10 protein-coding genes and 3 pseudogenes are annotated in these 10620 nt (G+C 64.5%); 7 read left to right on the top strand and 6 right to left on the bottom strand.

The window, feature by feature from the left end; translation table 11 throughout:
- Nucleotides 1-569: 569 nt before the first annotated feature.
- Together ACLP9N_RS07360 and ACLP9N_RS07355 are read left to right on the top strand one after the other, a co-directional pair.
- A complete protein-coding gene (locus tag ACLP9N_RS07360) occupies nt 570-950 on the top strand; it encodes a DUF3761 domain-containing protein (RefSeq protein WP_442406770.1) in 381 nt (126 codons plus the stop codon).
- Nucleotides 951-1465: 515 nt separating this feature from the next.
- Nucleotides 1466-2516 (top strand): annotated as a pseudogene (locus ACLP9N_RS07355) (tyrosine-type recombinase/integrase).
- Nucleotides 2517-2923: 407 nt separating this feature from the next.
- Here the strand turns inward: ACLP9N_RS07355 and ACLP9N_RS07350 are convergent.
- Nucleotides 2924-3451 (bottom strand): hypothetical protein, encoded by a 528-nt coding sequence (locus tag ACLP9N_RS07350; protein WP_442406769.1) that lies wholly within the window; start codon nt 3449-3451, stop codon nt 2924-2926.
- A gap of 259 nt (nt 3452-3710) precedes the next feature.
- Between ACLP9N_RS07350 and ACLP9N_RS07345 the strand changes: the two genes are divergently transcribed.
- The 4 genes from ACLP9N_RS07345 to ACLP9N_RS07330 are packed head-to-tail and all read left to right on the top strand — an operon-like array spanning nt 3711 to nt 4827.
- Nucleotides 3711-3860, top strand: a complete 150-nt coding sequence (locus tag ACLP9N_RS07345; protein ID WP_442406768.1) for a hypothetical protein — start codon at nt 3711-3713, stop codon at nt 3858-3860.
- A 40-nt stretch (nt 3861-3900) separates the two neighbouring features.
- Entirely contained in the window at nt 3901-4476 is a 576-nt protein-coding gene (locus ACLP9N_RS07340) for an HD domain-containing protein (RefSeq protein WP_442406767.1), read from the top strand.
- On the top strand, nt 4460-4705 hold the full coding sequence (locus tag ACLP9N_RS07335; RefSeq protein ID WP_442402389.1) for a hypothetical protein: 246 nt from the start codon (nt 4460-4462) through the stop codon (nt 4703-4705). The genes ACLP9N_RS07340 and ACLP9N_RS07335 overlap by 17 nt, the downstream gene beginning before the upstream one ends.
- Nucleotides 4702-4827, top strand: coding sequence for a hypothetical protein (locus ACLP9N_RS07330; RefSeq protein WP_442402388.1), 126 nt, complete (start codon nt 4702-4704; stop codon nt 4825-4827). The genes ACLP9N_RS07335 and ACLP9N_RS07330 overlap by 4 nt, the downstream gene beginning before the upstream one ends.
- Nucleotides 4828-4914: 87 nt before the next feature.
- Here ACLP9N_RS07330 and ACLP9N_RS07325 read toward each other — a convergent pair.
- From ACLP9N_RS07325 to ACLP9N_RS07315, 3 genes and pseudogenes are all read right to left on the bottom strand, one after another.
- A pseudogene (locus tag ACLP9N_RS07325) lies at nt 4915-5091 on the bottom strand (pentapeptide repeat-containing protein); the annotation flags it as partial.
- 346 nt (nt 5092-5437) lie between these two features.
- The gene (locus ACLP9N_RS07320; protein WP_442406771.1) at nt 5438-5740 is read right to left on the bottom strand and encodes a KUP/HAK/KT family potassium transporter; all 303 of its coding nucleotides are present in this window, start codon (nt 5738-5740) and stop codon (nt 5438-5440) included.
- The gene (locus tag ACLP9N_RS07315; protein ID WP_442406766.1) at nt 5623-6468 is read right to left on the bottom strand and encodes a KUP/HAK/KT family potassium transporter; all 846 of its coding nucleotides are present in this window, start codon (nt 6466-6468) and stop codon (nt 5623-5625) included. The genes ACLP9N_RS07320 and ACLP9N_RS07315 overlap by 118 nt, the downstream gene beginning before the upstream one ends.
- A gap of 327 nt (nt 6469-6795) precedes the next feature.
- Between ACLP9N_RS07315 and ACLP9N_RS07310 the strand changes: the two genes are divergently transcribed.
- Nucleotides 6796-7011, top strand: coding sequence for a hypothetical protein (locus ACLP9N_RS07310; protein WP_442406765.1), 216 nt, complete (start codon nt 6796-6798; stop codon nt 7009-7011).
- A 180-nt stretch (nt 7012-7191) separates the two neighbouring features.
- Here ACLP9N_RS07310 and ACLP9N_RS07305 read toward each other — a convergent pair whose 3' ends face one another.
- Entirely contained in the window at nt 7192-9048 is a 1857-nt protein-coding gene (locus ACLP9N_RS07305; RefSeq protein WP_442406764.1) for a fatty acyl-AMP ligase, read from the bottom strand.
- A gap of 154 nt (nt 9049-9202) precedes the next feature.
- Nucleotides 9203-10620 (bottom strand): annotated as a pseudogene (locus ACLP9N_RS07300) (ATP-binding protein); the annotation flags it as partial.

Here is a 10620-nt window from a genome sequence, read left to right as displayed (position 1 = left end):
CTTGTGGCTCTACCGGCCAGGACCACCCTGTCGGCAACCCACGTTCACATGTGAGCGGAGGCCCCAGCCCCCCATACCGTCTAGGCCAGCTGCCCATAGCGATAGTCCTCTACTGGGCGAGCGGATGGTTGTGGTTGCCATTTTGGTTGCTCTTTGCTGATATGAGTCTCCGTGGTCGCTACCTCAGCAAAGCTATGATGTGCATGCTGCGCCGCTCTAGTGCCGAAAGTCCCATTAAGGTCCCATTAAGCAGGAGCCAAGGGTCGTCTACGCCCGCCACTTAGGCAGCTAGGCGGCAAAGCCTGACCCGTTACTCTGGCCGCCCGGTCGCGCATGGTGGCAATTCTTAACGATTCGGCTCCGAGCGCATGCACAAGGCAACGCCAAGCAGGGCCGCCCGGGGAATGATAGGCGGTTGTATCCCACTCGATGGCCAGGGTCGAGGTCACACCAACAACTCGGCTCTCGATTTTTTGCGATTTCAACCCGTCACGAACATTGAGCGACGTACGCTGCGCGCCTGGAAGCTTTTCTACAAGTCAAACGTGAGGTAATTCGTCGGGGCCAGCATGTTCCGCTTTCTGTTTATGGTGGCAGCAATCGCAGGCGCCGTCGGTGTGGCTTCAACTACCACCGCGGTCCCGCCAGTCACCTCTCCCGGTTGGATAGCCGAACCGCCATATGACGACTGCCCACCGGGCCAATACCGGGGCTCAAGCGGTAATTGCGTTCCAAGTCCAAACAGCTCGGATGGCAACGTGACGGCCATTTGTCGGGATGGAACCCACTCTCACGCCGAGCACGCGACCGGTGCCTGCTCCCACCACGGCGGTGTAGCCCAGTGGTGTCCATGCAACTTCACGTCTGGACAACCCATTCTGAGCTGGAAGGGTCCAGTACAGTTAGGCCCCCGGCAGCCATTATCAGCGACGCTGTCAAGCGTTCTTTAGCCAATAGATGATGGGTGGGGCAGTAGCACTTCAGACCCCGGCTAACTCGCCCCGCGCTCCCGGTGGCGAGGTGAATCGGCGTTAGCTGGCCCCGAGAATCGCCACAGCTTGCGGTGCAACGTGTTTGGTGTCTCGTACGAGTCTCAGCCTCGAGCCTGTCTGGCACGGTGGCCGCGTCGATGCGGCCCAGGCCGACGCCGCCGAGCTGGCCCAAGCTGGCTCGGGCGTTGCCGCCGGTTGCCGCTTGGTTCGGAGTGAGCCTGGCCACACTGGCCACTGACCTGCGGTTTGCCTGGGGCCAAAATCCCACAGTTCACGGCGAGTTCACGTAGTTTGGTCAACTGCCTCATTTACGTACTCTGAACTGCGGTTACGTGTAGTGCGCGATACTGGGATTGAATTAGTGCCGTGTCGTGCTGCCGATCGGGTGCGGGCCAGCAGAAATAGCCTCTAGCTGCAGTGATGCCCACCCTACTCCCCGACCTAAAGCGGAAGACAGCGGCAGGGATCAGCATATGATTAGCTCACAAATAGCCCACACGGGATGGAAAGGGGCCGTCTTGGGGCGTCGACCAGGCTTCGGATCCATCGAGCGGTTGTCCTCGGGACGGTTCCGGGCCCGCTATCCCGGTCCGGACGGACGGCGCTACACCGCCCCGGTGACCTTCGTGACCAAGTCCGAGGCCAGGGGGTGGCTGTCGCTGGCACACGCCGAGATCACCCGCAAGCGGTGGGCACCACCGGAGTCGGTGCCGACTGCCGTGGTCACCTTCGGCGGCTACGCCGAGCAGTGGCTGGCCCAGCGGGATCTGAAGTCCCGCACCCGCGAGCACTACCGCAAGCTGCTCGACCAGCACCTGCTGCCCGCGTTCGGTCCTACCGCGCTGGCGTCCATCACGTCGGAGTCGGTGCGCTCCTGGCATGCCGGTTTCGGGACCAAGACACCGACGCTGCGGGCGCACTGCTACGGCCTGCTCCGCACCATCCTGGCCACCTCTGTCAGTGACGGCCTGCTGTCGGCGAACCCGTGCCACATCAGAGGAGCCGGGAACACCAAGCGCGCGATCAGCATCCGGCCGGTGACCGTGCCGGAGCTTGTGAAACTCACTCACGCGATGCCCGCGCAGTACCAGGCGATGGTGTTGCTGGCGTCCTGGTGTGCGCTGCGGTTTGGGGAGCTAACCGAGTTACGGCGTCGCGACGTGGACATCGACATCGACGCCGGTCGAGGTGTGATCCACGTCGAGCGTGCGGTAGTACGCACCGCTGGCGGCTTCATGGTCGGCCGACCCAAGAGCGAGGCCGGTCGTCGTGACGTCGCCCCCGTCCACGCTGAACCGCCACTTCTACGCCGCCCGCACGATCGCTGGTCGGCCGGATCTTCGCTTCCACGACCTGAGGCACACCGGTGCGGTACTGGCCGCGGCGACCGGAGCATCGCTGGCCGAGCTGATGGGACGGCTGGGTCATGGCACACCGGCGGCCGCACTGCGCTATCAGCACGTGGCCGCCGACCGTGATCAGACCATCGCCGAGCTGCTGTCTAAGCTCGCTGGCCGTGGATGAGTTCTTCCCCTTGTTGACACGTCACTACAGTTGTGCCACAGGGCATTTGGGGGTGACGGTGCAGGTCAGGAATGCTTGCGCACCCCGCGTCACGCCGCGTCACGGCCGCAATCCGTTGCGCTTGCCTCAGGCATAAAGCGACGCTTTTGACACTTGTCGGGGTCAGGTCCTCGGTGCGGTCGTCGACGATGAGCCTGAGGTCCTCGATCAGGTCTCGGGCCTCCTGCTCACAGCACGGCCGCAGCATGGTGCCTCCATGGTGGCCGGTTCGTCCGCTGGCGCACGGTCTTCCTCGGCTGGGCGGACGGTTTTCCTCGACGAGATCGTGCGCTGGCGCACGGCTCCCTTCCGGCGTGGAGGTTTCCTCGGTGTATCGAAGCTCACCTGTTAGGCCGTCGAATCGCAGCTCACCAGGCCCAGAAGGGACAGCACGCTGGTCCCCGAACCGTTCCCTCACAGCGGGCATGAATCAGGTTCTTGGCGAAGTCGTCGGCGTTGGACGTCTCGCTCCACTGCACCGCGACGCCCAGGGTGTCGGTGTCGACGAGGATCGCATCGGCCGCCAGTACGTGACCCACACCGGCGGCCTGGCCGACGGGGCACCACCGGCACACCGAACAGCCGCCTGGTCGCCCGTGGCCTCGGGCAGAGACAGGTGCTCGACGGCTTTGCTGGAGGCCAACGCCAGCTCCACGTCTTCCCAGTTCAGGGGTCGTAGCGCTCCCGAGGAAGCGACGTAGCCAGCGGTCTCCAGCCGGGTCAGGCCCGAGGCGGACGTCGTGCCACACCCAGGTGTCCCACTGACCAGCCACCTTGGCGTAGACCCCGGCGCCGAAGAGGCCCTCGGTGCGGACAGGCACACGGACGGTGTTCGGGGTTCGGCCGTCGGCGGCCGAACTGGCCTCGTCCTCGTCGTCAGTCGTCGGTGTCGTCATGGGGGCCAGCCTGGGAGGCCCATTGCTGGGTACGGGGAGCGAGAAATGGTATCCAGAGCATCGCCGGGCGTTACCGCCCCGCCCGCACTCTGGGACGGGGAATCTTGCATTGGCGGCGGCTCGACGTCTTCACCACCTTCACCACCGCCTTCGCTCACTGGAGTAAGCCAACCGATTTGGCGCAATCCGTTGTGGCCGTGACTTTAGGAGGATCCTTAGCGGGAGGCCCGAAACGCCCGGCCGTTTTGGAGGACTGTTTATGTCACTCAAGCCGAGATACTTCGCGCCGTTGTTTATTGCTACGGGGGCCGCCGCATCGATCGCCGTCGCGCCGGTGGCCGCCGCCGACGACCCCTGGCCGGATTGGGACGATGACATTGGGGACATTGTGATCGGATTCGGCTCTTGACACGTGCGAGAGATCGAACTAAGAGCTTGATCGAGCAACTATGGAGCGCCCGTTGTCGGAGCAATTAACTCACGCGGCCCGCGACCTCGTCGGGCTCGTACTGGAGGACAATCCGCAGCGGCTGCACCACTGCGGAGGGGTCGCCGCCCGCGCGCAAGCACTCGCTGTCACGGTGCCGCTATCGGCGGCAGACACCCTGGTCGCCTCGGCCTGGCTGCATGACATCGGTTACGGGTCCCAGTTGCGAGACAGCGGGTTTCACCCGCTCGACGGGGCCGTTTACCTTCGCCGGGAAGGCTGGCCCGCTCCCGTCTGCGACCTGGTCGCGCATCATTCGGGGAGCCGCTTCGTCGCGCGTATTCGCGGGCTTGACGATCGGTTGCGCGAGTTCGAGTTCGCCGAAGATGCGCTGGCCTGCTCGATGCTCGGGGACGGCGGCATCGCCTGGAACTGCTTCCGCGACAGCACGTGGACGCACAGCGCCGCCCAGGGTGGCCGCTGCCCGAGCTGCGGCAAGGAGACGACCGCTCCACCGTGCGAGGCGCTGAGCGACTGGCACGACCCCACCTCGCCGTGGTGGCAACAGGAAGAGGTGAGCGATGACCGACCGGCCTGACTGGGGGTGGGGCGCAAACCCACCCGTCTTCACCTTCACCGAAGACGAGATCCGTGCGGTGGCCGAGGCCCATCATTACAGCCCTCCTGATCAAGGAGAGCGCGGGGGATTGTGTTCGTGCCGGTATTCCTCCTCGCGTCCCGCCGTGGAATACACCATCGACCATTTCATCGAGAAGCTGAAGGAAGCACGTGAGCGAGCACTCGCGGCCAAGCCGGTGACGCCGTGAAGGTCACCGAGGCCGAGCGCAAACGCCGCAGCAAGGTCGCCCGCGAGCTGGCGATCGCCGCCCAGCATCTGCGCCACTACCAGCGCTCGGTTCGCAGCATTTTCGTCGCGTTCTGGGCATAATGTGGATCGCGGATCTCCACACCGTGGATGAAAAGGACCGCGATCCGGTCTGGAGCCTCTGCCTCGTCGGGGTTTGTCGTCACGGTCTTACTCTCGTCGCGGTTGGCCAACCGGGTTTTGGTCATCAGAACAGATCAGGCGAACGACGGTAGGTTCGCCCCAACAGCTTCGCGCCACCAGGCAGGTGCCGCCGAGGTCTGTCTCCGTGAGGTGGGGGCCGGACAAGTCGGCGTTGGACAGGTCCGCACTGGTGAGGTCGGCGCCGGCGAGGTAGCACCGGACAGCTGGCCTCGAGCGCTACCCGTCGCGCAGGCTGGCCTGGTACGGGTTCGCCCTCCGTAAGATGGCCTGGGCGAGAGGTTCGCGCGGGTGAAATCTGCCCCGGACAGGTCGACAAAGCCGCTGCTGTCGCGGAATGTTGCGGCGCGAAGGTCCAGGAGCCAGTTCCATCGAGTACGGGGCCGAAGATCACCATCTGCCCGGAGTGAATCAACGGCTGCCAGTAAGCGGCGTGACGGGTCATGATCTCCCGCTCCTCTTCGGTCATGTCGAGCGCGAAGTTTGGGCGAGGCGCCTGGAGCCTGAAGACGAAGGTGGCCATACCCCAACTCTAGGCGGGAGCCCGCGAGAGGATCCTTGGCCGGTCGCTAGGTGCGGCGATGTTCTGAGGTTGTCGTTGGGTGCGGTTAATTTGGCTGCTCACGGTGATGGTGCGTTCCTCGGGCAGGCAGAGGTATTCGGTCTGGCTGGTGGCGTTGTGAACAAGGGTGATGAAGAGCCGCTTGCGCGCCCTACTCATGCCCCGTTCGCGGGTGCGGCGCATCGATATTCGCGATAGGAAGTAGGACGCGTTATCAATGTCGGCATCACTGTCAAGGTCTTCGATGCCGGCGCGCCGGAGTGCTTCGGGGATGTCGGTGCGATCTTGGAAACCGAAGTCCACCGCAACGTGCACGATGCCTCGCGCGGATCTCCGAGATGCTCGACAGTGATGCGCTCCGCCCAGGGAATGTGGGGAACGTCGGCGGTGCGGGCGGAGACGACGATGACGTGTTTGTGGAGCACATGGTTGTGTTCGACATTCAGACGCAGGGCGAGCGGCGCCGTGCTCTCGGCCAGGTGCGGATAGATAGCGGTGCCGGCTACCTGCGTGACGTGCTGTGCGGGCAGCGAGTCGACGAACTCACCCAGTGTGCCTTCCATCTCGGTGCGGCGCATCATGATCTCGCGGCCACGCTGCCAGGTCATCATGATCATGAATACGGTCGCTGCGATGAGCAGTGGCAGCCAGCCACCGTGCACGATCTTGGTCAGGTTCGCGGCGAAGTAGGTGATCTCGGCGGTGCCGAACACCACCGCCGCGAGCAGAAGTTTCCAGGCCGCCCAGTTCCACAGGGTCCGCGCGAGCACGAGGAACAGCGTGGTGGTGATCAGGAACGTGCCGGTGACCGCGACGCCGTAGGCGGTGGCCAGCTTGGTGGAGGAACCGAACCCGAACATCAATGTCAGCACGGCGGCGAACAGTGCCCAGTTGAGGGCGGGCACATACACCTGCCCAACAGTTTCAGGCGAGGTGTGTCGGATCTGAAGATGCGGTAGGACACCGAGCCGAACTGCCTGGCGGGAGACGGTGCAGACCAACGAGTAGTACTCGCAGCGGAGCTAGCCAAAGCCCACAAGATATTGGCTAGGCGCCTCGAACACGGCGATCTGTTCGCGGTCAAGCGAATGCCCAGCTGGGCATGATCAGCTTCAAGGTCGGCGCGTAGCGGCGTCTGCCTGTCGGCGCGCACCCAAGCGTTGGAGAAAGCTGGCTATGGCTCCGGCACGACCCCACCCGGTGATCTCACATCACCGGCCCGGCAGACGCCACCGCGAGTCGGCCCCGATTTCCCTTTCAGGCAAGGGAAATTGAAGGACTCGTGGCGACCGGGAATGGCGACAGGGTGGGGACCGTACTTCGATGCCATGTTTCCGCCTGCGCGCGTGACCGCGTGGATCAACTTCAAGCGGATGAGCACCGGCGTGAACATCGCCCGCAGGCTGTGGGATCGGCGTGAGGAGCTGCGCCAAGAGTATTGCGATATCTGCTGGCGGCTGTGCTCCGACGATCTGCCGGCACGCCACCAACTTACGGAGAGCCACGACGCCCATAGCGATTCGCCTAATTTCCAACCGGAATAGTCAAAACTTGTGAATCGGCGTGTCACGCGACTTGCAGATCACCTCGTGATTCGTCGGGTCGTTCGAACGTCGAACGAACCACCACCCGGTTGACGGATACTTCTTCGCGGCCACCGTGTGCAGTTGTCACTTGAATCTTGACGAACATTGCCGACGATCCGGGGTTCATAAGGCTATCGGTTATCGGCTGAACCACCCGGCGAGGTAGTCCGCCCGGCAAGCATTGCGGGCGAGTTTGCCGCTGGTGGTGCGGGGAATGGTGCCGGCGGCGACGAGCCGGACGTCGGCGACCCGGACCTGATGCTCGCGCGAGACTGCTGCCCGCACGGCCGCCGTGATCGGGCCCGGGTCCGCGCGCCCGACGCCCGCGGCGCGTTCGGCGACGACAACAAGCTGCTCGGCGGAGTTGCCGTCCGGTGTGTCGAGGGTGCCGGCCGGAACCGAAAACGCGGCCACATAGCCGGCCCGGATGGCGGGCGACGCCTGACTGACGGTGGTCTCGATGTCGTGCGGGTAGTGGTTACGACCGTCGATGATGACGAGGTCTTTGATCCGGCCCGTCAGGTACAGCTCGCCGTCGATATAGACTCCGAGATCGCCGGTAGCCAGCCAGCAGCCGTTGTCCGGGGCGCCCTCGGCGTGGCTGGCGTACTCGAGCCGAGACTGCAGCTTGTTGCCAAACGTACGTTCTGTTTCGTCCTCGCGTCCGAAGTATCCGCGGCCGATGTTGTTGCCGTGCAACCAAATTTCCCCGACGGTACCGTCAGGTACCTCGGCACTGCCCGAGTTGGCGATCACTGCCCACAGGTTAGGGAGCGGCTGGCCGCAGGAGACATAAGCGACCGCACCCGGGGTTCCCGGCCCGACGACCACCGCGCGGGCGGCGGCCACCTGAACGCGGTCGAGGAATACAGTCCTGGCCGCTGCATCCGGGGCGGTGGTGGCTACCCCTAGCGTCGCTTCCGCCATCCCGTAGGACGGCTTGATTGCCGTCGCGGGCAGACCATATGGAGCGAACGCGTTTGTGAACTTCTCGATGGCCGACATCGTCACCGGCTCGGAGCCGTTGAGCAGGCCGACAACGTTGCTGAGGTCAATGGTGTCGCCCTGCGGGGGTAGCCCCCGCTCGGCCGTCAACTCGTAGGCGAAGTTCGGCGCGGGCGAAAACGTCCGGCCGCCGGTCGCTTCCGCACTCAGCTGTTTGATCCATCGGTAGGGCCGGCGCACGAATGCCATGGGATCCAGCAGCGTGAGGTATCCACCGCACAGCGCCGGGAACATGACCATGAGCAATCCCATGTCGTGATACAGCGGCAGCCAGCTCACGCAGCGGATTCCCCGGTCCAACCCGTCAGCCAGGATCATCTGCAGCACGTTGGTGCAGACAGCGCGATGGGTGATTTCCACACCGGCCGGTGTGCGCGTTGAGCCTGACGTGTACTGCAGATAGGCGACATCGTCGGTGCGGACTGTCGCGTCGGTAAACATCGAAGCGAGCGTCATCGGGATCGCGTCGACCGCGATCAGCCGCGGCCGCCCGGCCACCGGAAGTGTCCGCACAAACTCCCGCACCGACTCGGCCGCCGCGCTCGTGGTCAACAACACGGCAGGCCGGGCATCGGCCAGCACCGCCGACAGCCTTTCGGCATGGCCGGACAGACTTGGAGCAAACAACGGGATCGCAATTCTGCCCGCATGGACGGCGCCGAAGAAGGCCGCTACATACTCGACACCCTGTGGCGCCACGATTGCCACCCGATCGCCCGGCTTGGTGACCTGCTGGAGGCGTGCACCGATCGCCCGGACCTGCGACCACAGCCCATTCCAGCCGAGCTCAACGATGCGCCCATCCTGGTCTTTCGCGTAGTCGATGAACCGATACGACGGACAGTCACCGAATGCTGCCCGGTTCTGAGCGAAAAACGAGGTGAGCGTCACGCCCTCAGGCAAGACGATCTTGCCATCGGCAAGAACGTAGTCATTTACGTCGGCCACGGCGGGCTGAGCAGCACTAATTGACAGTGGGTCCCGACCCATGCACAGAGGATACGCGGTGCTAAATGTCTTGCTCTCCACACGCGGTGTGGTGGCTACCACATCTAGCCATAGTTGTGACGCGCATCACACTGATGGTGGCCATGGTTAGCGGGATTCGATGCGGAAGCGGCGATCCGCTCGCCTGCGCATGCACGCAGGCGGTGAGAGTCCGCACCAGCAGTGCGGGATCATCGAGCTCGCGGGCGATGGCCAGTGCACGCTGAGCTCGCGGAAGGCTTCCCGCGTCGCGCATGTTATCCAGGAATGCCTTGTCGGCCAACGCCCGCGCCATCGCCCGGGGCGTCACATCGGCGCCCGCGGTCTCAGCGTCGGCCAGACCGAGGTCGAGCCAGTCCGATCCCTCCTTGAGGCCGCCCCGCGTCATCCACAGCGGCTGCAGGGACGTGGCGAGCTGCAATGCATTGTCGGTGTCGGAGTTCTCCTTCTCCACGCGAATGCGGCTCGCAGATTGTCTATTTCGGCCTCCGCCTGATCGAGCAGCAGCTCCAAGCTGGTGGTAGCCGGACCGTCAGCGCCGCGGCCATCGCGGTGTAGTGGTCACGGTGCCGGTCCCGGACAGCCACGGCCTCAGTGGATTCGCCCAGCTTTTCCTGCGCATACTGGCGGATCGTCTCCAGCAACCGGTATCGCGTTGGGCCGCGGGCCGTTTCGGCGATCACCAGCGACTTGTCGACGAGCAGGGCTAGTACATCGAGCACCTGATGCCGCGCTAAGTCCTTGTCGCAGGCCACCCGTTGGCAGCCGTCCAGGTCGAATCCGCCCAGGAACACCGCCAGCCGGCGGAACAAGATTCGCTCTGGTTCGGTCAATGCGTGAGACCAATCCACGGAGGCCTGCAACGTCTGCTGGCGGCGCACTGCAGTCCGCGACCCACCAGTCAGCAAACGGAATCGGTCTTGCAGGCCGGCCAGAATCTCCTTCGGTGACAATGCGCGTACCCGTGCCGCCGCCAACTCGATCGCCAGTGGCATGCCATCGAGCCGACGGCAGATCTCGTCTACCGCGGCCGCATTGTCATCGGTGATGCTGAAGCCGGGCCGGGCGTGGTTAGCACGGTCGCTGAACAGCCGGGCGGCGTTGCCGCCCAGCGATAGGGACGGCACCCGCCAGGTCACCTCGCCGGCCACCCCGGTTGGCTCGCGACTGGTCGCCATAACCGACAATCGGGGACAGGCACCCAACAGCGCTGTGGTCAGCGCCGCGCTGGCATCCAGCAAGTGCTCGCAGTTGTCCAGCACCACCAGCATGTGCTGGGCGCCGACGAACTGCAGCAGGCTGTTCTCCGGGGAAGGTCCCGGCTGATCCGGCAGCCCCAGCGCCCGTGCCACGGTGATCGGCACCAGGTCGGGGTCGGTGATTGGAGCCAGGTCCACATACCATGCTCCGTCGCCGTAGTTACCGGCGACTGCGGCCGCGACCTGCACCGCTGATATAGATCGGGTTGGTCCTTCACAAACGCCTCCGGAGGTGTCAGGAAGGGATCTGTAAGTGATTCCTTTTGAGTCCGTGTGTTTGGCGCACGCGGGTTTTCCTGACACGCCCCGGAGGTGT

Source organism: Mycobacterium sp. (assembly GCF_052144515.1).
In the GTDB taxonomy this organism is placed as follows: domain Bacteria; phylum Actinomycetota; class Actinomycetes; order Mycobacteriales; family Mycobacteriaceae; genus Mycobacterium.
Note: the sequence above shows the minus strand (reverse complement) of the source record. Positions and strands in the feature narration are given on the sequence as shown.

Bases quoted from the DNA above. Each gene is read 5' to 3' on its own strand.
- ACLP9N_RS07335 (WP_442402389.1), top strand. From the start codon at position 4,460: ATGACCGACCGGCCTGACTGGGGGTGGGGCGCAAACCCACCCGTCTTC.
- ACLP9N_RS07310 (WP_442406765.1), top strand. From the start codon at position 6,796: ATGTTTCCGCCTGCGCGCGTGACCGCGTGGATCAACTTCAAGCGGATG.
- ACLP9N_RS07345 (WP_442406768.1), top strand. From the start codon at position 3,711: ATGTCACTCAAGCCGAGATACTTCGCGCCGTTGTTTATTGCTACGGGG.
- ACLP9N_RS07340 (WP_442406767.1), top strand. From the start codon at position 3,901: ATGGAGCGCCCGTTGTCGGAGCAATTAACTCACGCGGCCCGCGACCTC.
- ACLP9N_RS07360 (WP_442406770.1), top strand. From the start codon at position 570: ATGTTCCGCTTTCTGTTTATGGTGGCAGCAATCGCAGGCGCCGTCGGT.
- ACLP9N_RS07305 (WP_442406764.1), bottom strand. From the start codon at position 9,048: ATGGGTCGGGACCCACTGTCAATTAGTGCTGCTCAGCCCGCCGTGGCC.
- ACLP9N_RS07350 (WP_442406769.1), bottom strand. From the start codon at position 3,451: ATGACGACACCGACGACTGACGACGAGGACGAGGCCAGTTCGGCCGCC.